The sequence below is a fragment of the Cohnella thermotolerans DSM 17683 genome, assembly GCF_000429825.1.
Classification (GTDB): Bacteria; Bacillota; Bacilli; order Paenibacillales; family Paenibacillaceae; genus Cohnella; species Cohnella thermotolerans.
Genome location: NZ_AUCP01000040.1, coordinates 28,188 through 50,795 on the forward strand (window position 1 = coordinate 28,188; position 22,608 = coordinate 50,795).

Here is a 22,608-nt window from a genome sequence, read left to right on the forward strand (position 1 = left end):
GGGGCTCCAGTCACGTGGCAAAACAAACGAATCTGAAGTGGGTTGTGGTCGGGCTGTTGGTGGCGCTCTTCATCGGGGCGTTGGACGTAACCGTTGTAAGCACCGCGGTTCCGAACATGATCGGCGACCTGCAAGGCGGGCATCTCATCAGCTGGGTGTTTACGACTTATACGCTGACCACCTGCGTGACGACGCCGATCTTCGGCAAACTGACCGATCTGTTCGGCCGGAAAGCCGTGTTTGCGATCGGCGTCGCCATGTTCGTCATCGGTTCTGCGCTGTGCGGCATGGCGCAATCGATGACCGCGCTCATCTGGTTCCGCGCGCTGCAAGGCATCGGAGCGGGCGCTCTCAATCCCGTCTGCTTCACGATCGTCGGCGATTTGTTCACCGGCGAGAAGCGCGGCAAAATGATGGGGGTATTCGCTTCGGTCTGGTCGGTCGCCGGACTGCTGGGCCCGCTCGTCGGGGGTTATTTCGTCGATCAGGTGTCGTGGCGCTGGATTTTTTTCATCAACCTGCCGCTCGGCATCGTCGCGTTCGTTCTCGTCATGGGCTTCTTGAAGGAGAAGTTCGACAGACAAGCGAAGAAGATCGACTACTGGGGCGCGGTTACATTTACGGTGGCCGTCTCCGCGCTGATGTACGCACTTCTGAGCGGCGGGGAGAAGTACGCCTGGGATTCGCCCGTCATTCTCGGGTTGTTCGCAGCCGCGGCCTTGTTCCTCGTTCTGTTCCTTCGGATCGAGAGCCAAGCGAAGGAGCCGATGATGCCGCTGAGCCTTTTCCGCAATCGGGTCATGAACATTTCCAATTTGAGCGGCTTCCTGGCGTTCAGCATCACATCGGGCGTAACGATCTACGCCCCGATCTGGATTCAATCCGTGCTCGGCCATTCCGCGACAAGCTCGGGCCTTACGGTCATGCCGATGTCGATCTTCTGGCCGATCGCTTCCAACCTGGCCGGCCGGTTGATGTACAAACTCGGCGTCAAAGCGAGCGTCGTCGCGGGAGCGGTCATCGTGACCGCGGGCGCCGCCTGGCTGACCGCCCTCGAATTGCAATCGCCTTATTGGTACTGGGTGTTCATTTTGAGCATGATCGGCTTCGGCATGGGCCTCGTCTCGACGCCGACGACCGTTATGGTCCAATCCGCGGTCGGATGGGAGCAACGCGGCGTAGCCACCGCAGCCAACTCCCTGCTGCGTTCGCTCGGGCAAACCGTCGGCGTCGCCGTGTTCGGCACGATCTACAATTATTACGTCGCCGATCAGAACGTCCCGGCCCAGCTCGTCCGGGGCATGCACGTCATCTTCTTGCTCATGATCGCCATCGCGGCGGCTCATCTGCTCGCGGTGCTGTTCCTGCCCTCACACCGCAAAGTCATGGCGCAGCAGGCTTCCTAAGTCCCGCCCGATCCGCAATTCACACAGGCGTTCCTCCCCCCGGCGGGGCAGGACGCTTTTTTTACGCCTGCAGCTCCAACCATCCTTCCGCACCTCCTCCCATCCGCAACCTCACGCGCTGCGCTCCTGAGACAAGAAAAGCCCTTTTTCAAGCATCAAACGGCCTTGCCCAAAAACGGGGAAGACCAAAAGAACGGATCCGTTTGCTGAGCAGTGGGGGAGCCCACAAAAGGGCTGCGAAAGGCTGCATCGGTCTAGAAAACAGGACGCTGCCTGGGGCGCTTCTGCGCGCTTGACGATTTCAGCAATCGCGTATACATTTGTATACGAGAGGAAAAGGTATACAAACGGCGACGTCGCGAAAGGGAGGTGAATGGGCAGGATGAACGGAGACCGCAGACATGGAGGCCATGGAGGGCGCGGGCGACGCGGCGGGGGCGAGCCGGGATCCGACGGCCGGGCAGGAGCGGGTTCGGGCGTTCATAGCGCTCAGACGTTTCGCAGGGGCAGGGCGATCGCCTTTCTCGAGCGGCTGCAGGTGATGCGCTCCACGCTTGCGAAGCAGCTGAACGAGCCCGAGTTCCAATCCATTCAACCGGTCATCAGCGGAGAACTGAAGGCGATCGACAACGTCATTCAGGCGTTCATTCATACGTTCGAGCTTCGGGAAGAACAAGAGCAGAGCCCAGGTTCGGACGATCCTCACAAATCGAGCGACTCAAATACTTAAATAAGAAGGAGATCTCATTAACATGAATACGATCGAAGCGATTCAAACCCGCCGCAATATCAAGCTGTTCAAGGCAGATCCTATTGCCAGGGAGACGATCGTCTCTTGGCTGGAAGCGGCCAGCTTCGCGCCCAACCATCGGATGACCGAGCCGTGGGAGATCCGGTTCGTCGGGCCCGAGACGAGGGCGAAGCTGAACCATAAGACCGACTTCGGAGGCGCTCCGGTCGTCGTATTGATCACTTCCAAAGGCGCGCCGACGCCGATCGATCGCGAGGAACACCTGATGGCGTCGGCCTGCTTCGCCCAGAACTTCCTGCTCGCCGCCCACGACGCGGGAGCGGGCGCCTTCTGGTCCTCGCTCGCGGCATCCCCGCGCAGCCGGGAAATTCTCGGCGTCCCCGAAGGCGACGACGTCGTCGGCATCTTCGGCGTCGGATATCCGGCCGAAATTCCGCAGCCCAAAGAGCGGACGCCAATCGCGCTGAAAATTACGGATTTGGCGTAAGGAGGAGCAGCGCTTGAACGGGAACGCGCAGCCGGCCGGCCTGCGGCGGCCGGCGCCCAATCGTTGGATCGTCCTCGCAAACGTCTCGCTCGGCACCTTCATGTCCACGCTCGACAGCAGCATCGCCAACGTGGCGCTGCCGACGATGTCCCGGGAACTGGCCGCTCCGGTTCATCTCATTCAATGGGTGCTTACCGCTTATCTGCTCACGATATGCGCCACGCTCCCGATCATGGGCAAGCTGTCGGATCTATGGGGCCGAACGCGCGTCTATCAATTCGGCTTCCTGCTGTTTGCGTTCGGATCCGCATTGTGCGCCATGTCCCATTCGCTTGGCCTGCTTATCGCGTCCCGAATCGCGCAGGCGCTCGGAGCCGCCTGCCTCATGTCCAACAGCCAGGCCATCGTGGCGCAGACATTCTCCAAGGGCGGCCGCGGGCGGGCGCTCGGCATCATCGGCACGGTCGTGTCGCTCGGCTCGCTGACGGGGCCGGGCATCGGCGGCATCCTCGTCGAACGGTTCGGCTGGCCGACTATCTTCTGGATCAACGTCCCGATCGGCGTTGTCGCGTTCCTGGCCGGCCTTGTTTTCTTGCCGAAGGACACGGCTTCGCGCCGGGAGCCGTTCGATTATGCCGGCTCGGGCTTGTTCATCGTCGGGATGACCGCCTTTCTGTACACGTTGTCGAACGCCCAGGATTGGGGCTGGTCGTCCGTTGCCGTCGCGGCCGGCGGCGCAGGCTCGCTTGCCGTTCTCGCCGTTTTCTACGTATGGGAGAGAAGAACCCGCTATCCGATGCTGGATTTCGGCCTGTATCGGATCAAAGCGTTCGCGGTGGGGAACGTGACCGCCATGCTCGTGTTTGCGGCGAACTTTTTTACGACGGTCATGATGCCTTTCTACATGGAGAACGTGCTGGGCCTGTCCGCGGAAAACACCGGCTACATGATGATGGTCTATCCGCTCACGATGGCGGTCGTAGCGCCGCTGTCCGGCTTCCTGTCCGACCGGATCGGCTCCAAGCTGCTGACGACAGCCGGCCTCGTCGTTATGCTCGGGGGATTTCTCTGCCTGACGACGCTCGGCGCCGCCGAGCATTTGCTCGTGCTCGCGTTGTATCTCGCGCTGTTCGGCCTGGGGAGCGGCTTGTTCCAATCGCCGAACAATGCGAGCGTCATGGGCGCCGTGCCCGCTCCGAAGCTGGGCTCCGCCGGCGGCTTGAACGCGCTGGCCCGCAACGTCGGCATGGTGCTCGGAACGTCCGTGTCCGTCTCGATTTACGCGACCGGACTGCAGCATTTCGGCGGCGGGGCGGCGACAACCGATCCGCAGGCGATGATGAGCGCTTTGCGAATCGTGTTCGTCTCGGGCATGGCGGTTTGCCTGCTGGCGCTGGCCGTCTCCTTAAGGCGCCTTAAGCTTTAACAATAACGATGCGAGGTTAACCGGATGTCTTACTCGTCGTTTTCGCAAAATTTCAATACGGTCATCATCGCCATCAACGTCGTGCTGGCGATCAGCGTCATTTTCCTGGAGCGGCGGAACGTCGGCGCGACATGGGCATGGCTGATGGTTTTGCTGTTCCTGCCGATCGTCGGATTCGTGCTGTATTTGATCTTCGGCCAAAATTTGAGCCGGTTCAAAATTTACAAGGTCCGCAAAGAGAGCGAGGAACGGATTGCCGAACTGATCAAGCGCCAGCGGGAGGAGTTCAAAAATTACCGGCTCGCCTACAACGACCCTGCCGCAGCCGCCTACGAAGACCTCATTTATATGAACTTGTCGAGTGCCATGGCGTTCTACAGCCAGGACAACTCCGCCGAGCTGTTTATCGACGGTCCTTCCAAATTCGAAGCGCTGTTCAAGGATCTCGAGCAGGCGAAGGAGCATATTCACCTCGTCTACTATATCGTGAACAACGACGGCATCGGGCGGAAGCTGCTGGAATGCTTGACGCGCAAAGCCGAGGAAGGCGTCGAAGTGCGCTTCCTGTACGACCCGATCGGCAGCTACCGTCTTCCCTCCGGCTTCTTCGCGCCGCTCATCCGGGCGGGGGGACAGGCGGCGGCCTTTTTCCCCTCCAAAATTCCTTACCTGAACTTCCGTGTCAATTACCGCAATCATCGCAAGCTGGCGATCGTCGACGGCAAAATCGGGTATATCGGCGGCATCAACGTCGGAGACGAATATATGGGGCTGGACAAACGCTTCGGCTACTGGCGGGACACCCATCTGAGGCTCACCGGCTCGTCGGTCAGGCAAATGCAGGCGCGGTTCCTGATGGATTGGAATTTGGCCGCCAAGGAAGATTTGGGCGAGAGCGAGAAGTTCTTTCCGCCGGTAGCAGACGCAGGGACCGTCGGAGTCCAAATCGTCGCCAGCGGACCCGACCAGACGCTGGAGCAAATCCGCAACGCCTATATCAAGATGATCCACCATGCCAAAGAAAGCGTCTGGATCGAGACGCCGTACTTCATTCCCGACGAGAGCCTGCTGAACGCCTTGCAGATGGCCGCCTTGTCCGGCGTGGACGTGAGAATCATCATTCCCGGCATTCCGGACCATCAAATGGTGTACTGGGCGACGCATTCGTATCTCGGCGACCTGCTTCCGCTCGGCGTGAAGTGCTACCTGTACCAGAACGGCTTCCTCCACGCCAAGACGCTGATCGTCGACGGGGAGGCGGCCACCGTCGGAACCGCCAACTTCGACATCCGCAGCTTCAAGCTCAACTTCGAGGTGAACGCCATTTTGTACGATCAAGGCGTTGCGCGCCAACTGCAGGACATTTTCCGCAAGGATATGGAGAACAGCGTCGAATGGACCTACGAAGCCTATTTAAAAAGGCCGACGAGCCACAAGTTCCGCGAATCGGTCACCCGCCTGCTGTCTCCGATCTTGTAACGCAACGGCAGGCGCCGTCCGAACGATCTCCGCGAAGCTCCTTCGTCGTCCGAAGACGCCGAAGGCGCATCTCCGCACATTTACTCCGGCAGCCGGTAAGTCGCGAACGGCTCGCCGTAGCGGTAAGGGGCGCTCAGCCGGTCGAGCTCCCGCCACACGGCGTCCCCCGGATCGAGCGCGACGGCTTCCAGATTCTCGTCCAACTGCTCCACTCGCGTCGCGCCGACGATGACCGTCGCGACGGCGGGCCGGCGCATCAGCCAGGCGATCGACAGCACGCCCGGCGTGCAGCCCGCCTCTTCCGCGATCCGGCCGACCTGCCGGCCGAGCTCGATCCGGTCCTCGCTCAGAAACCGCGCGAAGCTCGGGTCCGTTCGCACGCGGGAGCCTTCCGGCGCGGCGCCCGCAGACGCGTACTTGCCCGTCAGAATGCCGCCCGCGAGCGGAAAATACGGGATGATGCCGACGCCCTGATCCAGCGACATCGGCACGAGCTCCCGCTCCGGCACGCGATCGGCCAGCGAGTAGCTGACCTGCGTCGAGACGAAGCGGTTCAAGCCGAGCCGTTCGCTCAGGCCGATCGCCTTCATCAGCTCCCACGCCGCGTAGTTCGATGCGCCGATATACCGCACCTTGCCGGCCCGGACCATGTCGTCCAGCGCCCGGAGCGTCTCCTCCAGCGGCGTCGACGGATCGAACGTGTGGATCTGGTACAGGTCCACGTAATCCGTCCGCAGCCGCTTCAGGCTCGCGTCGAGCTGCTGCATCAGATGATGCCGCGAAGATCCCCGATCGTTCGGCCCCGCGCCGAACACAAGCCCCGCTTTGGTCGCCAGCACGACTTCGTGCCGCCTGTCCGCGAGCGCCTCCCCGATAATCGACTCCGACGCAGTTCCCGCGTAAATGTTGGCCGTGTCGATAAAATTAATGCCGCAGTCGATCGCCCGGTGAACGATCCGGATCGACGTCTCGCGGTCGGCCCGCTTCCCGAACGCGTTCGTGCCGAGCCCGAGGGCGGACACCTTCAGTCCGCTGCGGCCCAAAGGCCGGTAAATCATCGTCATCGCCAATCCCTCCGTTTCTCTATTCAGCCATTATACCATCTCGTCCGCCGCTGTCGCCCCCCCTCCTCCTAATCGAACTATTACGGTATATGTAAAATTTATGCGCGAAAAATGAAGCAAAAGTAAAATTTTTTTATCGGATTATGCAGGAGATTGTTTATTTATACCGAAATTCATTATAGTGTCATCAAAATTTGTCGAATCGATAGGGAAGAAAGGGGCGTTGTATGGATCACGTTTACGAGAAAATCCGATCCCTGCGAACGCAGCGTAACTTGACACTGAAAGATTTGTCCGAGAAGACGGGCCTGTCCATCAGCTTCCTCTCGCAGGTGGAACGAGGCGAATCCTCGCTTGCGATTACGTCGCTGCAGAAGATCGCGGAAGCGCTGGGCGTGCCGATCTCGAAGTTTTTCGAATCCCCGCACAACAACAATTTCCTTGTCAAGGCGGACGAACGGAAGACGTTCACGATCGAGACGTCGAGCAACAGCTACGCCAGACTGGGGAGCGAATTCCCGGGACGGCTTCTGGAGCCGATTCTGGTCACCCTCAATCCGGGCGACGACCAGAACGGAACGTACTCGCATCCGGGAGAAGAGTTCTACTACCTGCTGAGCGGGACGATGACGATGGTCGTCGACGGCCAGGAATACGAGCTGAAGGAGGGGGACAGCATTCATTTTCCTTCTCATCTGCCGCATCACTGGTACAACCCGTCGGACAAGCCGGCGCGCATGATCAGCGTGCTGACTCCGGCCATCTTCACTTAGGCAGTACATCAACTCAACGATAGAGGAGAGAGACCATGAGGAAAAAATGGACGATGACGGCCGCGGCCGTGCTGCTGACGGCGGCGCTCGCGGGCTGCAGCTCCGGAGGAGATTCCGGCGCAAGCGGGGGAGACGGCGGCTCGGGAAGCGCCAAGGACGCGAAGGTGGCGGTTTACGGCTCCACTTCGGAGCCGGTCATATTCTGGGATCCGTCCGAAAGCCACTCCAACGAAATTATCGTGCTCAACAATATTTACGAGACGCTTCTGCGTTACAACGCCGCCGACGACTCGATCACGCCGGTGCTGGCGGAGTCCTACGAGAAATCCGAGGACGGCCTGACCTGGACGTTCCATCTGAAAAAAAACGTGAAGTTCCACAGCGGCAAAACGATGACGTCCGCGGACGTCAAAAAGTCGTTCGAGCGCACCATCAAGCTGGGCAAGGGCGCGGCGTACATTTTGGATCCGATCGATACGATCGAGACGCCGGACGACCAGACGGTCGTGTTTAAACTGAAATACACCGCCACCCTCGACCTGATCGTCAGCGCGCCTTACGCCGCCTTCATCTATAATACGGACGAGCTGGACAAGCAGGGCGACGATTACTTCACCAAAGGCCACGAGGACGGCACCGGACCTTACATGCTCAAAAGCTGGTCTTCCGGCAAGCCGGTCGTGCTGACCAAATTCGCGGACTACCACGAAGGCTGGTCGGGCTCGCACTACGAGAACGTCGTTTTCCAGACTGTGGCGGACGCGAATACGAAGGCCCAAATGGTCAAAAACGGCGAGCTGACCTACGTCGACATGCTGCCGGTCCAACAGCTGAACGCGCTCAAGAGCGACAGCAGCGTCTCCGTCGTCACGACGCCGTCCTATCAGAATCTGATCGGCTTCCTGAACACGAAGAGCGAGAAGCTGTCCGATCCGAAAGTGCGCGAAGCGCTGGTCGACGCCTTCCCTTACGACCGGGTCGTAAACGACGTCATGGGCGGAACGGCCACCGCGGCGAACGGCCCGCTGCCGAAAGGGCTGTGGGGTCATGACGACAGCCTGCCCGCGCCGAAGTACGACCTGGAGAAGGCGAAGTCGCTGCTCCTCGAAGCGGGCGTGAAAAATTTGACGCTCACCTTGACCTATACGACCGGCGACAGCAACCAGCAGCAAATCGCCGAATTGTACAAGGCGACGCTGGCGCAAATCGGCGTGACGCTCGACGTGAAGCCGATGCCCTGGGATTCGCAGTGGCAGCTCGCCAAGGCGACCGATCCTTCGCAGCGCCAGGACATCTTCATGATGTATTGGTGGCCCGACTACGCCAACCCTTACGGCTTCATGTACAGCTTGTTCCATACCGAGAAGGAAGTGAACTACAACATGTCCTACTACTCGAACGCGGACATCGACAAGCTGATCGACGAGGCCAACGTCAAAGCGGGCGTCGACCGGGCCGCGGCCGCGCGAATGTACGGGGAAGCGCAAGCGAAGCTGAATCAGGATTATCCGGCCATCTGGATGTACGACCAGCAGTACGTAAGGGTCATTAACAGCAAAATGCAGGGCTTCGTGGACAATCCGGCTTATCCGAACGTCGTCTTCTGGTACAACGTTCATCCCTAAGCATTCGGCAACCGAGCGAAGATCCTCCCCGGCGGAGGATCTTCGTTGTTGCCCGCCGGACCGGAACGCGAACCGCTAGGAGGAATACGATTGCTCTCATACATCGGACGCAGAATCATGCTCAGCGTCTTGGTCATCATCGGCTTGTCCGTCGTAACGTTTCTGATCGCGCGGGTCGTTCCCTCCGATCCGGCCGCCCGCTACGCGGGCCCGAAAGCGACGGTGGAGCAGATCGCCGCCGCGAAGCAAGAGCTCGGTCTCGACAAGCCGCTGCCGGTGCAGTATGTCCGCTACATGGCGGGGGTGCTGCGCGGCGATCTGGGCACTTCCATCACGACCCACAACAAGGTGGCCCAGGACATTCGGGGAACGCTGCCTCCCAGCCTGGAGCTCATCGTGCTCGGCATGCTGATCGCGCTTGCCGCGGGCATTCCCGTCGGCGTGCTCGGCGCGATGAAGCCGGGGTCGTGGATCGACGGCTTCGGCCGCCTGGCTGCCGTCGTCCTCGTGTCGTTCCCGAGCTTCTGCCTCGGGTTCGTGCTTCAACTGCTGCTCTACGACTGGCTTCATCTGCTGCCCGTCTCCGGACGGGTGTCGAATTTGGCCATGGTGCTCCATCCGGTCGAAGCCCGCACCGGGTTTTATCTGATCGACAGCGCGCTTGCGGGCAACTGGTCGTTTTTCGGAGACGCGCTGTCGCACCTGCTGCTTCCGGCGCTGACGCTCGCCGCTTATCCGTTCGGCCTCGTCGTGCGCATGGTTCGCGCCTCCATGGTCGAAGTGCTGGCGCAGGACCATACCCGGCTGCTGAAGGCGCTCGGCATGAAGCTGCCCAAGATCGCTTTCCGCTACGCGTTCAAGCTGACGCTGCCGGCGCTGCTGACCGTTATCGCCTTATCGTTCGCTTATTCGCTTACGGGCACCTTCCTGATCGAATCGGTGTTCGGATGGCCCGGTATGGGCGACTACGTCTCCAAGGCGCTCATTACGAACGACTATCCGGCCGTCATGGGCACGACGCTCCTGATCGGCATCGTTTATATCGGGCTTAATCTCATCGTCGATCTGGGCATCGCCTTCGTCGATCCGAGAGTGAGGTGGTCGTAATGGGCAAAAGCAAGTTGATCTACTACATGCGGCACAACGCGCTCGTGACGTTCGGCTTCGCGATTCTGGCGCTGCTCGTTCTCGCAAGCCTGCTCGCGCCGTGGCTCGCCCCCTACCCGCAGGACGCGCACGGCGCGGTCCATACGGAGCGGGCGTTCCTGCCGCCGTCCGGCGCCCACTTGTTCGGCACCGACGCCCTCGGGCGCGACCTGTTCTCCCTCGTCCTCTACGGCGGGCGCATCTCGCTGTCGGCGGGCTGCATCGCCATCGTCGTATCGGTCGCCGCCGGGGCGCTCATCGGCCTTATCGCCGGCTACGTCGGGGGCTGGATCGACGAAATGCTGATGCGCTTCACCGACATCGTGCTCAGCTTCCCGCCCTTGCTGCTGGCGGTGTCCATCGCTTCGCTGCTGGGGCCGAGCCTGAGCCACGCGCTGCTGGCCATCATGCTCTCGTGGTGGCCCTGGTATACGCGGCTCATCCGCTCGCAGATCGTGCAGCTGCGCAGCGCCGGCTACGTCGAATCGGCCATTGTCTCGGGCAAAGGCGCGGGGGCGATTATGCGACGCCACATTTTGCCGAACTCGCTGTCGCCCGTCATCGTGCAGGCTTCGATGGACTTCGGCTCGATCATTCTGACGCTGGCCGGCCTCAGCTTCCTCGGCATGGGCGCGCAGCCTCCTTCGACGGAATGGGGACTGCTGGTGTCCCAGGGCAAAACGTACGTGCTGTCGAACTGGTGGTACGCCGCGTTCCCGGGCTTGCCGATTCTGCTGACCGCCGTGGCGCTCAACCTTGCCGGGGACGGGCTGCGCGACCTGCTCGATCCGAGACAGAAAGGAGTGACCCGCTGATGCTTCTACAGATGAAGGACGTGAAAGTAACGGTCCAATCGTCGTCGGGCGCCCGCGATCTGCTGAATTTGTCCGAACTGTCCGTCGCGGAAGGGGAGGCGGTCGGCGTCGTCGGGGAGACGGGCTCCGGGAAAACGATGACGTCGCTGGCCATCACGCGGCTGTTCCCCACGCCGGCCATCCGGCTGACCGGAGGCTCGATCTCGTTCGCCGGACAAGAGCTGTCCGGGCTGCCGGCGAAGGACGTGGAGCGGCTGCGGGGCAAGCAGATCGGCATGATCTTCCAGGATCCGAGCACGTCGCTCAATCCGGTTTTCCGAATCGGCCGAACGCTGTCGGATTTGATTCGCGAGCATCACAAAGTCGGCCGCCGGACGGCCCGCGAACGGGCGGTCGAGCTGCTTCGCCGCGTCGAACTGCCGCAGCCCGAGGAGATGCTGGAGCGCTATCCGTTCGAGCTGTCGGGCGGCCAGCGGCAGCGCGTCATGATCGCGATGGCGCTAGTCGGCAAGCCGAAGCTGCTCATCGCCGACGAGCCGACGACCGCGCTCGACGTCACGATCCAGGCGGGCGTTCTGTCGCTGCTCAAGCGGCTGCAGCGGGAAGAGGCGATGTCCATGATGATGATCACGCACAACATGGGCCTCGTCGCCCATACGACCGACCGTCTGTACGTGATGTACGACGGCGAGGTCGTCGAGACGGGCGAGACGAAGCGGGTGCTGACGTCGCCCGGACATCCGTATACGCGAATGCTGCTTCGCTCCATCCCGAGCTGGGAGAAGAGGGGAACGAAATTGTCCGCGCTGCCGGTCGCAGACGGCCGGGAGGCGGAGCCGGGGGGCGAGCCGGCTCCGGCGTCGGACGGGCGGCCGAACGGCTGCGTCTTCGCCGGACGCTGCCCGTACGCGGAAGCCGTCTGCCGCAAGGTGAAGCCGGAGCTCCGTCCGATGCCGGACGGGTCTCATCTGGCCGGCTGCCATCGATTGGAGGAGATTGGAGCATGAACCCGCCCATCGTCGAAGTGCGCGGCTTGCGCGTGGAACATATCGTCAAAGGCAAAGGATGGAGGCGCGAACGCGGGCGGGTTCAAGCCCTCGGCGGCGTCGATCTGACGCTCCGGCAAGGAGAGGCGCTCGGCATCGCCGGCGAATCCGGCTCGGGCAAGACGACGCTCGCCCGTGTGCTGATCGGCCTGCAGAAGGCGACGGCCGGCGAAGTGAAGCTGTTCGGGCAGCCGATTCCGGAAGGCAAGTGGCCGAAGGAGCTGCGCAAAAGGGTGCAGATGGTGTTCCAGGACGCATCGGGCTTTCTCGATCCGAGGCAGTCGATCGTTCGCGCGGTGTACGAGCCGCTGGAGGAGCTTGCGGGACTGAGCGGAGACAAGCTGCGGACGGAAGCGATTGCGCTGCTCGAGCGCGTCGGCTTGTCCGCCCGGCACGCGAACCGGCTGCCGCACGAGCTGTCCGGCGGCCAGCGGCAGCGGGTCGCGATCGCGAAGGCGCTCGCGTCTTCGCCGGACCTGGTCATTCTCGACGAGCCGACGTCGGCGCTGGACGTCTCGGTGCAGGCGCAAATTTTGAACCTGCTGGAGGAGCTGCGGAAGGAGAAGGGAATGAGCTACATTCTCATCTCACACGATCTGAACGTCATCGCCCATCTGTGCGATCGGGTGTCGATCATGTATCTCGGCCGGATCGCGGAGAGCGGACCGATCGAGCGGGTGTTCCCGCAACCGGCGCATCCGTATACGAAGGCGCTGCTTGCGGCGGCGCCGAGCGCCGACCCGAACGTGCCGTGGGCTCCGATGATGCTGTCCGGCGAACTGCCGTCGGCGATGAACCCGCCATCCGGCTGCGCGTTCCATCCGCGGTGTCCGATTGCGGCGGACGTCTGCCGCAACGCCCGACCGGAAGCGCGGCTTAAGGACGGCGTGGAGACGGCCTGCCACCTGGCCGGCAACGGCTGAAGAAGCGGCGGGAAGAACAAGAATGACGGCCGCTCCGCCCGGCGGGCGGCCGATAACGAGGTGCGAATATGAGGCGTTTAACCTACCAAGAAGCGGAAGACATCATCTACGGCGCCTGCATATGCGGCACGGGCGGGGGCGGGAGCGCGACCGAAGCGCTGGACGTCGTCCGCCGGATTTACGACGAAGGCAAGAGCATCCGGCTTGCCGCTCTGGAGGAGATCGGCGACGACTGGACGGTCGCATCGCCTTATTATATGGGTTCCATTTTGCCGCCTCCCGAACATCTAATGAAGCGATTCGAAGGCAAGAAGCCGCTGCCGGTGCCGGTGGCCCGGCTCGCGCTGGAAGCGCTGCAAGCGTATCTGGGCGAGCCGATCCGCGCGGTGATCGCGACCGAGCTCGGCGGGAACACGTCGTGCGCGATGGAAGCGGCGGCGGCGTTGGACATTCCGCTCGTGGACGCGGACCCTGCGGGCCGGTCGGTGCCGGAGCTCGAGCATACGACGTTCCGCCTCCACGGCATCGACATTTATCCGCTGGCGCTGGCGAGCCGCTTCGGCGACACGCTCATCGTGACGAACGCGGTCGATCACAGCCACGCGGACATGATCGGCCGCGCGTTCGCCGGCCAATTCGGCAATCTGTGCGGCGTCTGCGACCATCCCGTCAAGGGCGGCAAGCTGCGGGGCAGCGTCATCGGCGGAACGCTGACGATGGCCGAGAAGCTCGGCCGCGCGCGGCGCATCGCCTGCGAGACGGGCCGGGGCCCGGCGGCGGCGATCGCCGAAGCCGGAGGCGGCAAGCTGCTGGCGGAAGGGACCATTGTCGAGGCGTACTGGAACGACGCCGCCGGCTTTACCGAAGGAAGCCTCGAGATCGAAGCGGCGGAAGACAGGGCTCGGTGGTCCATTGGTTACCGCAACGAGCATATGGTCGCGCGAAGGAACGGAGAGATCGCGTCGGTTATTCCGGAGCTGATCGTGCTGCTGGATCGGCACACCGGCATGCCGATTCTCAACCCGGACGGCGAGCCGGGCATGGAGGTGGCTATCGTCACGCTGCCGGCGCCCGCCGCCTGGGAGACGGAAGAGGGCTTGGCCGCGTTCGGGCCGGAATATATCGGTCTGCCCCGCGAGACGTATTGGGAGCTGAAGGAGGCTAGGCCCTTCAAGAAATGATTCTTCCGGCCGCGGGTGCGGCAGCGCGGGCGAACGAAGCGGCTCCGAGCCGCCGCCGTTGCCGCCCGGAAGGCGGATCGAATGTCCGACGATCCGAACGCGCAAACGAACAGAAAAGCAGGTGATCCCATGAAGCTCGCGGTTGACGTGGGCGGGACGTTCACCGATCTCGTCCTGTATGACGAGAAGACGGGCAACGTCTCCATCGTGAAATGTCCGAGCACGCCGGAAGGGTTCGAGCGCGGCGTGCTGAAAGCGGTAGACGAGGCGGCCGCGGAACGGGAAGGCCGGGAGGTCGTCTTCATCCACGGCTCGACGGTCGTCATCAACCATTTGCTCGAACGCAAGGGAGCCCGGACGGCGCTCGTGACGACCAAAGGGTTCCGCGACAACCTCGACATTCAACGGACGAACCGTCCGGATTTGTATAATCTGCGCTACCGGAAGCCGAAGCCGTTCGTGGAGCGGGCCGACCGCTACGAAGTAGACGAACGGATCGGCGCGGACGGCGCGGTCGTGAGGCCGCTCGACCCGGCCGAGATCGGACGGATCGCGGAGCGGGTGCGCGCGGGCGGCTACGAGGCGGTGGCGGTCGCTTTTATCAACGCGTACAAAAATCCGGTCCATGAGCGGGAAGCGGCGAGGCTGCTGAAGGAGATGCTGCCCGGCGTCTACGTGACTTGCTCTTCCAACGTCGCGCTCTGGCGCGAATACGAACGGACGAACACGGCCGTCTCCAGCGCTTATGTCGGTCCCGCGGTCCACTCTTATCTGGGCAAGCTCGAAGACGGGCTGCGCGAACGGGGCATCGGCGGCGAGAAGGAGCTTCAGCCGACGATGATGCTCTCGAACGGGGGACGGACGACGTTCGACGAGGCCAGAAGCTGGCCGATCGACCTGGTCGAATCCGGACCGGCCGCCGGCATTACCGGCGCTTGCGCGCTGGGCGAACGGACGGGCAAACGCGATTTCATCGCGCTTGACGTCGGGGGGACGACCGCCAAGGCGGGGCTCGTCGAGAACGGCAAGCCGATGCGGCTGCAGGAATATACGCTGGAGCCCGGCTCGCGCAGCGCGGGGTATCCGCTCCTCGTGCCGACCGTCGACATCGTCGAGGTCGGCGCCGGAGGCGGCAGCATCGTGCGCGTCACCGAGGACGGCGCGATCCGCGTCGGTCCCGACAGCGCGGGCGCGAATCCGGGGCCGGCCTGCTACGGCCGGGGAGGCCGGCTGCCCGCCGTGACGGACGCCAACTTCCTGGCGGGCCGGCTGCCGGAGACGCTGGCCAGCGGGCTGAAGCTGGACCGCGCGGCGGCGGAGCGGGCGTTCGAGCCGATCGCGCGGCAGCTCGGCATTCCGCTGGAGGACGTCGTCCGGGGCGCGCTGCGCGTCGCCGAATCGAAGATGGCGCAGGTGCTTAGGCTGGCGACCGTCGCCCGGGGCAAAGACCCGCGCGAATACGATCTGATTGCGTACGGCGGCAGCGCGCCGCTGCACGCGGCCGAGATGGCCCGCGACCTGCGGCTGCGCTCGGTGCTCATCCCGCCGAACGCGGGCGTGTTCTCCGCCTGGGGCATGCTGCATGCGCCCTTCCTCGCCGACGCGATGCGGACGGTGTGGGTGAGCTGGCCCGAAGGACGGGAGCGGATCGAGCGGGAGACGGAAGAACTCGTCGCCGAAGCGCAGGCTAAATTCGCCGCAATGGGGCTTACAGCCCGCTCCTTCGAGAAGAACGCGGAAGTCCGCTACCAGGGACAAGCCCGTTCGATCACGGTGGACGCGAGCGATCTCGACCGGGTGGCGGAGGCGTTCGCCGCCGCGCACAAGGAGAAGTTCGGCTTTACGATGGACGCGCCGCTCGAGATCACCGGCATTCACGTGGTCGCTTCGGACGCCGAAGCGGCCGCCGATGCCGGAACCGGGTCCGGCGGAACGGATGCCGGCGCCGACGAGGAAGCCCGGACCGCGGCTTCGCCCGTTCCGGCGGGCCGCCGCCGCGTCCTCGCTTCGGACGGCTGGCATGAAGCGGCCGTCTACCGCCGCGGCGACCTGAAGCCGGGCGACCGGATCGACGGCCCCGCCGTCGTGGAGGAGCATACGACGACGACGTACGTTCCGCCGGACGCGAAGCTTGCGGTCGACCGGTTCGCCAATTTGGTCCTTACGTTCGGGAAGGAGGAGGGATGAGCATGGATCCGTTTACGCTGGCGATTATCGAAGGCGCGCTGATGGCGGCCAGCGAGGAGATGTTCGGCGCCGTCAAGCAGTCGAGCTACAGCCCGATCATCTACGAGGTGCTGGACTACGCGGCCGGCATTACCGATACGTCCGGGCGGCTCGTCGTGCAGGGCAACGGCATTACCGGCTTCCTCGGAAGCCTGTCGGACGCCGTCAAGGCGGTCATTGCCAAGTACGGCCGGTTCGAGCCGGGCGACGCGTTCGCGGTCAACGACCCGTATACGGCCGGAGGCACCCACTCCTCCGACGTGACGGTCGTAAGGCCATATTTCGCGTCAGGCGAGCTGATCGGGTTCGGCGCCTGCAAAGCCCACTTGACGGAAATGGGCGGGGCGCGGCCGGGCAGCTGGTCCACGGAGGCGGAAGACGTCTTCGCGGAAGGCTTCCGCCTTCCGCTGATCAAGCTCGTCGATCGCGGAACGGTCAACGAGACGATTCTCGAACTGCTGTCGGCCAACGTGCGGACGCCGCGCGAGACGCTGGGCGACCTGTACGCCCAGCTCGGCGCGCTTCAGGTCGGGGAGCGCCGCGTGGCCGAGCTCGTCCAGCGCTACGGCGCGGAAGCGGTCGCCGCCGCGATGGACGGCATTATCGTCCGCGGCCGGAAATCCGCCGAGCGGATGCTAAGGAAGCTTCCCAAAGGCGAGTTCGTCGCCGAGGACTACCTTGACTCCGACGGCAAGACGGACAAGCCGGTGTACGTGCGCGTGAAGTTGACGATAACGGACGACGCATTCACGGCGGACTTCACCGGCAGCTCGCCGGCCGTCGCCAGCACGATCAACGGGACGTGGCCGAGCCTCGAATGCGGCGTCCGGATCGCGTTCCGGGCGCTCATCGACACGGACGAGCCGACGTCGGACGGCATGTTCGCGCCGCTGAGGATCGTATGTCCGAGCGGCACGGTATTCACAGCCGAGCCCCCGACGCCGGTGTCGACCTATTGGGAGTCGTCGGACATGGCGACCGATCTCGTGCTCAAAGCGCTCGCGGGCGCGATGGGCGGCCGCATTCCCGCCGGCCATACGCTGAGCGTGTGCGCATCGATTCTGGCGTTCGAGCAGCGCCCGGGCGACGAGTCTCCGCTTATTTTCTGCGAGCCGATGGGGGGCGGCTGGGGCGGCAGCCTCGGACAGGACGGGGAGAGCGCCCTCGTTCCGATCAGCGACGGGGATACGAATTCGATTCCGGTCGAAGTCCTGGAGGCGACGTATCCGGTGCTCGTCGAGCGGTACGCGCTCAACCTGGACGCCTCCGGAGGAAGCGGACAATTCCGCGGCGGCTACGGCCTGATCCGTCAAATGAAGCTGCTGCGTCCCGCCACCTTGACGGCGAGCTTCGGCCGCAGCCTGTTCCCGGCATGGGGCATCGAAGGCGGCTCGAACGGAACGCCCAATTATGTGGAAGCGAAGGACGAAGACGGGAACGTGCTGGTGCGGTCGGGCCGCGTCAACAATCTGGCGCTGCGGGCGGGCGCGACCGTATCGCTCGTAACCGGCGTAGGCGGCGGTTACGGCGACCCCGCGAAGCGCGACCCGCGCCGGGTGGAAGACGACGTCCGCAACGGCCTGATCTCGGTCGAGGACGCGCAGCGTCTATACGGTTATAAGCAAGGAGCGATGGAACGGTGAGAATCGGAATCGACGTAGGCGGCACGAACACGGACGCCGTACTGATGGACGGAACGGAAGTGCTGGCCTCGTTCAAAACCGCGACGACGCCGGACATTATGACCGGCATGATGAAGGCCGTCGCCCAAATGGCGGAGGCGTGCGGCGACCGCCGGCCGGCGTGCGTCATGGCGGGGACGACGCATTTCGCCAATGCGCTCGTCGAACGCAAAAGGCTGTCGCGAACGGCCGTGCTGCGGCTCGGGAAGCCGTACGGCGCGGCAATTCCGCCGTTCGCCGCGTTCCCCGGGGAGCTGGCGGAGGTCGTGCAGGGACCGGTGTTCCTGCTGTCCGGCGGCCACGAATTCGACGGCCGGGAGATTACGCCGTTCCGGCCGGAAGAGATCGTCATGGCGGCGGAGCGGCTCCAGGAGGAAGGCATCCGGACGGCGGTCGTCTCCAGCCCGTTCAGCCCGGTCAACGACGAGATGGAGCGCCGGGCGGCCGAGCTCGTTCGCTCCGTTTGTCCGGACATCCGGATCACGAAGTCTTCCGAGATCGGCTCGGTCGGCTTGCTCGAGCGGGAGAACGCGGCCATTCTGAACGCGTCGCTGTCGCTGCTGGCCGAGGAGATCGTGGACGCGCTGCGGAATGCGCTTCGGGAGCTCGGTCTGGACTGCCCGTTCTACTTGACGCAGAACGACGGCACGCTGATGAACGCCGATTACGCGCGCAAATATCCGGTGCTTACGCTCTCTTCGGGACCGACCAACAGCATGCGCGGCGCCGCTTATTTGTCCGGTCTGAAGGACGCGATCGTCATCGATATCGGCGGCACGACGGCGGACATCGGCATCTTGTCGGGCGGGTTCCCGCTGACGTCCTCCCGCACGTCCGAAATTGCCGGCGTCCGCACCAACTTCCGCATCCCGGACGTTTATTGCCTCGGATTGGGCGGCGGGAGCCGCGTGCGCAAGCGGGAGGACGGCGGCTGGGCGATCGGCCCGGACAGCGTCGGCTACCGCATCCGCGAAGAAGCCTGCGTGTTCGGGGGAAGCGCGTTGACGATGACGGACGCGGCGGCGGCAGCCGGCGTCACGGATGTCGGGGATGCCGCCCGCGTCCCGCTGACGCGGGAAGAGGCTTCGTCCATTATGGACGAAGCTGCCCGGATGCTCGACGCGATCGTCGACCGGATGAAGCCCGGCAAGGAGCCGCTGCCGGTCGTTGCGGTCGGCGGAGGCTCGGTGCTGCTCGCGAAGCCGCTGCCGTCGGCCTCGCGGGTCGTTAAAGCCGAGCATTACGCGGTGGCGAACGCCATCGGGGCGGCGATCGCCCAGGTCGGCGGCGAGATCGACCGGATTTTCTCGCTGGAAGGAAGGAACCGGGAAGACGTGCTGGCTGAAGCGAAGCAACTGGCCGTAAACCGGGCGGTCGACGCGGGCGCCGCGCCCGAGACGGTCGAGATCGTATCGCTGCACGAGGTGCCGCTCTCTTATTTGCCGGGCAGCGCTTCGCGCATTCGGGTCAAAGCCGTCGGCCAATTGAAGGGAGCGAATGCGTAAATGGCATGGAAATTGACCGAAGACCACGTCCGTTCCATCGCGATCGGCGCCGGCGTGCTCGGCACGGGCGGCGGCGGCGATACGTATTTGGGGGAGCTGCAGCTCATTCGCCTGTTGAGGCAGGGCAAAACGGTGGAAGTCGTCTCCGTCTCCGAGCTGGATGACGAAGCCGAAGGGTGCGCCGTCGGCGGCATGGGCGCCCCGACCGTCAGCATCGAGAAGCTGCCGGCCGGCGACGAGATGTGGCGGTCGGTGCAAGCGCTCGAGCGGCATCTGAACACGCGCTTCTCGTTCCTGGTCGTCGCCGAGATCGGCGGCGGCAACGCCCTCAATCCGCTCATTGCGGCGGCGTATTCCGGCGTGCCGGTCGTGGACGCCGACCCGATGGGCCGCGCGTTCCCCGAGCTGCAGATGGACACCTTCATGATCGGAGGCGTCAGCCCTTCGCCGTTCGCGCTGGCGGACGGCGAAGGGAACAGCGTCATTTTCAACGTGAACGACGCGCTGACCGGGGAGAAGCTGGGGCGGGCGCTGACCGTCGCCATGGGCGGAAGCGCCGCTCTTGCGATGCCTTACGTCAAAGGGAAGGACGTCCGGGCGCACGCGATTCACGGCTCGATTACGCTTTGCCGCCAGATCGGCGACGCCGTCCGGGCCGCGCTTCGCGATAAAACGGACATTTCCGAGGCGATTGCGTCTGTCGTGCCCGCGCGTCCGCTTTTCACAGGCAAAGTGACGGATGTGGAAGTGCGGACGACGGGCGGCTTCTCCCGCGGCTTCGTGGCGCTGGAAGGGCTTGACGCTTGTGCGGGCCGAGAGCTTCGCATCGACATCCAGAACGAGTATCTGGTCGCTTGGGAAGGAGACCAACCGATCGCCACCGTGCCGGATCTGATCTGCGTCCTGGACCAGGAGAGCGGCATGGCGGTCGGCACGGAATCGCTCAAGTACAACATGCGGATGCGCGTGCTCGGCATTCCGGCTTCCGAGAAGCTGCGAACCAACCGGGCGCTTACGGTCGTCGGTCCCCGCCAATTCGGGTACGACCTCGACTTCGTCCCGCTGCAGCGCTTGCGCTAGAAGCCGCAGATGCGGCAAGAAGCCTCCGGAGATCGCCGCTCGGCGTTCCGGAGGCTTCATTGCTCATTCGGGACCCTTCGCTTCCGAATGAGCTTAAACAAAGCTTCTTCGTCGTCCGAAGACGCCGAAGGCGTTTTTGCCCGTCCCGCGCGTGATCAGACCGGAACGGTCTGTCCCTTGCGTTCGAGCATCCGCTGTTTGATCTGCTGCTGCTTGCGTTTGGATACGGGAATCCGCTTCGACCCGGCGGACCGGTCCCCGAAGTAAAGGTTGTCGTCGGAGATGTCCGTTATTTTGTCTACGTTGACGTAGCAATCGGAGGATACCCGGAAAAACGACGGGTCCTTCAACAACTGGTTACGCTGCTCGACGGACATTCTCTTTTTAATGTTGTAATTTCGTCCGTGGAAGCTGATCAACCCATGCGTGCCGACCTTGAAAAAGAGCGTATCCTTGCGCGGCTCGAAATTTTCGTAATCGTTCACGGCTACGTCCATCTTCCCAAACCCCCATTCAGTGTGCTTGGTAGCGCTTACATTATATCATATTCCGCGCTTTTGTTAAGCCCAATTTTGTCGTTTTTCTTACCGGGACGGAGGCTGGACGGTTCGCCAGGTCGTGCATCATGTGGCGGACAGCCACATGAACAGCTTTACGCGCTTCAAGCTTGCGCTGACCGAAGACAACCCGACAATCAAGCCGTACGAGGAAGCGCTGCACCCGCGGTGAACCGCGCCCTCGGCCAATATTCCTGCACGGGAGACACCATGTCGCCCATATTACGACGCTGCGCGACCGGATGGGCTTGTAAGCTGGTATCTCCGGTGTTCTTGACGGACCGAACCATCCACGTGCCGGACGCCGCCGACGGGCATGATTGAACGAAAGAAGAATCCGAAGATGAAAATATGTGCACAATCCTCGTCGGAAAATGTGACGTAATTTAACGCCTTTACGCGATCGAAACGTCGATTGCGGCCATTCGGCGATCGAACTCGGCGCGGAGAACGTCCTTCTCGCCGCTGTCGAGAAAGCTGTAGTCGATGGCGTTCGCCATCAGCCGGGCGATCTCCGGCACGGTGAAGCCCAGCCGCTCGGCCAGCGACCGGCATTCCCGGGTCATGCTCGTGCCCGACACTGTCGGATTGTCCGTGTTGATCGTAACGGCGATGCCGCGCTCGATATAGTCCCGGATCGGGTAGTCGTGCCATCCGGATACGGCCTTCGTCTGCACGTTGCTCGTCGGACACAGCTCCAGCGGGATGCGGCGATCCTTCAGCAGTTCCAGCACCCGCGGGTTTTCCCGCGACCGCACGCCATGGCCGATTCGGACTGCCCCCAATCCTTCGACCGCCTCCGCGACGTTGTCCGGACCGCCCGCTTCGCCGGCGTGAATCGTCCGCGGGAGGCGGTATTCCCGCGCCAGCGCGAACACGTCCCGGAACTTCGCCGGCGGATGCCCCGCCTCGTCTCCGGCCAGATCGACCGCGACAAGCCCGCGGCCGTAATGGCGCGCCGCCGCTTCCACGACTTCCAGGTTCGTCCGGGCGGAATGGTGCCTCATGCAGATCGCAATCGCCCGCGCTCTGACCCCGAACGCTTCCTCGCCTTTGCGCAGGCCGCGGAGGACGGCTTCGATCGCCCGGTCTGCGGACAATCCCCGTTCGACGTGAAGCAGCGGGGCGAATCGAACCTCGATATAAATGCAGTTGTCCGCCGCCGCCCGTTCCACCGTCTCGTAAGCGCAACGCTCAAGCGAAGCTTCGGTCTGGAGGAAGGGAAGCACGAAGCCGAATTTATCCAAGTATTCGACCAGGCTGTTGCAGCCTTCGTCGACTTTCATATACCGCAACAGGCCTTCCGGGTCCGAGGACGGCAGCGGAACGCCCTCCGCCTTCGCCCAATCGAGCACGGTCTCCGGCTTCACGCAGCCGTCCAGATGCAAATGCAAATCCACTTTCGGCAAACGCCCGAATACATCCGTGTCCACGTT

19 protein-coding genes and 1 pseudogene are annotated in these 22,608 nt (G+C 63.3%); 17 read left to right on the top strand and 3 right to left on the bottom strand.

Translation table 11 applies throughout. From position 1 onward, the window contains the following. Positions 1-14: 14 nt before the first annotated feature. The 5 genes from G485_RS0107780 (at position 15) to cls (ending at position 5,549) form a co-directional block, all read left to right on the top strand. Positions 15-1,406 carry an MDR family MFS transporter gene (locus G485_RS0107780; protein WP_027092100.1) on the top strand — a complete coding sequence of 464 codons (1,392 nt, stop codon included), beginning with the start codon at positions 15-17 and terminating at the stop codon, positions 1,404-1,406. Positions 1,407-1,788: 382 nt separating this feature from the next. Continuing rightward, entirely contained in the window at positions 1,789-2,136 is a 348-nt protein-coding gene (locus G485_RS25560; RefSeq protein ID WP_051318097.1) for a hypothetical protein, read from the top strand. A 22-nt stretch (positions 2,137-2,158) separates the two neighbouring features. Beyond that, positions 2,159-2,644, top strand: coding sequence for a nitroreductase family protein (locus G485_RS0107790; RefSeq protein WP_027092101.1), 486 nt, complete (start codon positions 2,159-2,161; stop codon positions 2,642-2,644). Between the two features lie 13 nt (positions 2,645-2,657). Then, positions 2,658-4,070, top strand: a complete 1,413-nt coding sequence (locus tag G485_RS0107795) for an MFS transporter (RefSeq protein WP_240489095.1) — start codon at positions 2,658-2,660, stop codon at positions 4,068-4,070. A gap of 24 nt (positions 4,071-4,094) precedes the next feature. Further along, the gene (cls, locus tag G485_RS0107800; RefSeq protein ID WP_027092103.1) at positions 4,095-5,549 is read left to right on the top strand and encodes a cardiolipin synthase; all 1,455 of its coding nucleotides are present in this window, start codon (positions 4,095-4,097) and stop codon (positions 5,547-5,549) included. Positions 5,550-5,629: 80 nt separating this feature from the next. On the opposite strand, the gene G485_RS0107805 is transcribed toward cls, so the two are convergent. After that, positions 5,630-6,607: an aldo/keto reductase gene (locus G485_RS0107805; RefSeq protein WP_027092104.1), complete on the bottom strand. Its 978-nt coding sequence runs from the start codon at positions 6,605-6,607 to the stop codon at positions 5,630-5,632. 233 nt (positions 6,608-6,840) lie between these two features. Between G485_RS0107805 and G485_RS0107810 the strand changes: the two genes are divergently transcribed. The 11 genes from G485_RS0107810 to G485_RS0107865 all read left to right on the top strand — a co-directional run bounded on the left by G485_RS0107810 (position 6,841) and on the right by G485_RS0107865 (position 20,615). Further along, on the top strand, positions 6,841-7,386 hold the full coding sequence (locus tag G485_RS0107810) for a helix-turn-helix domain-containing protein (protein WP_027092105.1): 546 nt from the start codon (positions 6,841-6,843) through the stop codon (positions 7,384-7,386). Positions 7,387-7,421: 35 nt separating this feature from the next. Further along, on the top strand, positions 7,422-9,011 hold the full coding sequence (locus G485_RS0107815; protein WP_027092106.1) for an ABC transporter substrate-binding protein: 1,590 nt from the start codon (positions 7,422-7,424) through the stop codon (positions 9,009-9,011). A gap of 90 nt (positions 9,012-9,101) precedes the next feature. Then, entirely contained in the window at positions 9,102-10,118 is a 1,017-nt protein-coding gene (locus G485_RS0107820) for an ABC transporter permease (RefSeq protein WP_027092107.1), read from the top strand. Then, entirely contained in the window at positions 10,118-10,972 is an 855-nt protein-coding gene (locus tag G485_RS0107825; protein ID WP_027092108.1) for an ABC transporter permease, read from the top strand. Before G485_RS0107820 ends, G485_RS0107825 begins: the two co-directional genes overlap by 1 nt. Beyond that, positions 10,972-11,979 (top strand): ABC transporter ATP-binding protein, encoded by a 1,008-nt coding sequence (locus G485_RS0107830; RefSeq protein WP_035155257.1) that lies wholly within the window; start codon positions 10,972-10,974, stop codon positions 11,977-11,979. Before G485_RS0107825 ends, G485_RS0107830 begins: the two co-directional genes overlap by 1 nt. Then, the gene (locus G485_RS0107835; protein WP_027092110.1) at positions 11,976-12,941 is read left to right on the top strand and encodes an ABC transporter ATP-binding protein; all 966 of its coding nucleotides are present in this window, start codon (positions 11,976-11,978) and stop codon (positions 12,939-12,941) included. Before G485_RS0107830 ends, G485_RS0107835 begins: the two co-directional genes overlap by 4 nt. 68 nt (positions 12,942-13,009) lie before the next feature. After that, the gene (locus G485_RS0107840; RefSeq protein WP_027092111.1) at positions 13,010-14,122 is read left to right on the top strand and encodes a DUF917 domain-containing protein; all 1,113 of its coding nucleotides are present in this window, start codon (positions 13,010-13,012) and stop codon (positions 14,120-14,122) included. Between the two features lie 129 nt (positions 14,123-14,251). Continuing rightward, complete coding sequence (locus tag G485_RS0107850; RefSeq protein WP_027092112.1) at positions 14,252-16,309, top strand: hydantoinase/oxoprolinase family protein; 2,058 nt, start codon at positions 14,252-14,254, stop codon at positions 16,307-16,309. 2 nt (positions 16,310-16,311) lie between these two features. Further along, a complete protein-coding gene (locus G485_RS0107855; RefSeq protein WP_084423196.1) occupies positions 16,312-17,991 on the top strand; it encodes a hydantoinase B/oxoprolinase family protein in 1,680 nt (559 codons plus the stop codon). Beyond that, positions 17,988-19,535, top strand: a complete 1,548-nt coding sequence (locus G485_RS0107860; RefSeq protein WP_027092114.1) for a hydantoinase/oxoprolinase N-terminal domain-containing protein — start codon at positions 17,988-17,990, stop codon at positions 19,533-19,535. Before G485_RS0107855 ends, G485_RS0107860 begins: the two co-directional genes overlap by 4 nt. Next, positions 19,536-20,615 (top strand): DUF917 domain-containing protein, encoded by a 1,080-nt coding sequence (locus G485_RS0107865; RefSeq protein ID WP_051318098.1) that lies wholly within the window; start codon positions 19,536-19,538, stop codon positions 20,613-20,615. A 155-nt stretch (positions 20,616-20,770) separates the two neighbouring features. Here the strand turns inward: G485_RS0107865 and G485_RS0107870 are convergent, their stop codons facing one another. Then, positions 20,771-21,112 (bottom strand): LytTR family transcriptional regulator DNA-binding domain-containing protein, encoded by a 342-nt coding sequence (locus G485_RS0107870; protein WP_027092116.1) that lies wholly within the window; start codon positions 21,110-21,112, stop codon positions 20,771-20,773. Between the two features lie 88 nt (positions 21,113-21,200). On the opposite strand from G485_RS0107870, the pseudogene G485_RS31215 reads away from it, so the two are divergent. Then, a pseudogene (locus G485_RS31215) lies at positions 21,201-21,326 on the top strand (metal-dependent hydrolase); the annotation flags it as partial. 241 nt (positions 21,327-21,567) lie between these two features. Here G485_RS31215 and add read toward each other — a convergent pair. Then, positions 21,568-22,605 (bottom strand): adenosine deaminase, encoded by a 1,038-nt coding sequence (gene add, locus G485_RS0107880; RefSeq protein ID WP_027092117.1) that lies wholly within the window; start codon positions 22,603-22,605, stop codon positions 21,568-21,570. Between the last annotated feature and the right edge of the window lie 3 nt (positions 22,606-22,608).

Coding starts and splice junctions, on each gene's coding strand:
- G485_RS0107805 (WP_027092104.1), bottom strand. CDS start 6,607: ATGATTTACCGGCCTTTGGGCCGCAGCGGACTGAAGGTGTCCGCCCTC.
- cls (WP_027092103.1), top strand. CDS start 4,095: ATGTCTTACTCGTCGTTTTCGCAAAATTTCAATACGGTCATCATCGCC.
- G485_RS0107850 (WP_027092112.1), top strand. CDS start 14,252: ATGAAGCTCGCGGTTGACGTGGGCGGGACGTTCACCGATCTCGTCCTG.
- G485_RS0107815 (WP_027092106.1), top strand. CDS start 7,422: ATGAGGAAAAAATGGACGATGACGGCCGCGGCCGTGCTGCTGACGGCG.
- G485_RS0107810 (WP_027092105.1), top strand. CDS start 6,841: ATGGATCACGTTTACGAGAAAATCCGATCCCTGCGAACGCAGCGTAAC.
- G485_RS0107870 (WP_027092116.1), bottom strand. CDS start 21,112: ATGGACGTAGCCGTGAACGATTACGAAAATTTCGAGCCGCGCAAGGAT.
- G485_RS0107825 (WP_027092108.1), top strand. CDS start 10,118: ATGGGCAAAAGCAAGTTGATCTACTACATGCGGCACAACGCGCTCGTG.
- G485_RS0107835 (WP_027092110.1), top strand. CDS start 11,976: ATGAACCCGCCCATCGTCGAAGTGCGCGGCTTGCGCGTGGAACATATC.
- G485_RS0107790 (WP_027092101.1), top strand. CDS start 2,159: ATGAATACGATCGAAGCGATTCAAACCCGCCGCAATATCAAGCTGTTC.
- G485_RS0107840 (WP_027092111.1), top strand. CDS start 13,010: ATGAGGCGTTTAACCTACCAAGAAGCGGAAGACATCATCTACGGCGCC.
- G485_RS25560 (WP_051318097.1), top strand. CDS start 1,789: ATGAACGGAGACCGCAGACATGGAGGCCATGGAGGGCGCGGGCGACGC.
- G485_RS0107855 (WP_084423196.1), top strand. CDS start 16,312: ATGGATCCGTTTACGCTGGCGATTATCGAAGGCGCGCTGATGGCGGCC.
- G485_RS0107830 (WP_035155257.1), top strand. CDS start 10,972: ATGCTTCTACAGATGAAGGACGTGAAAGTAACGGTCCAATCGTCGTCG.
- G485_RS0107865 (WP_051318098.1), top strand. CDS start 19,536: ATGGCATGGAAATTGACCGAAGACCACGTCCGTTCCATCGCGATCGGC.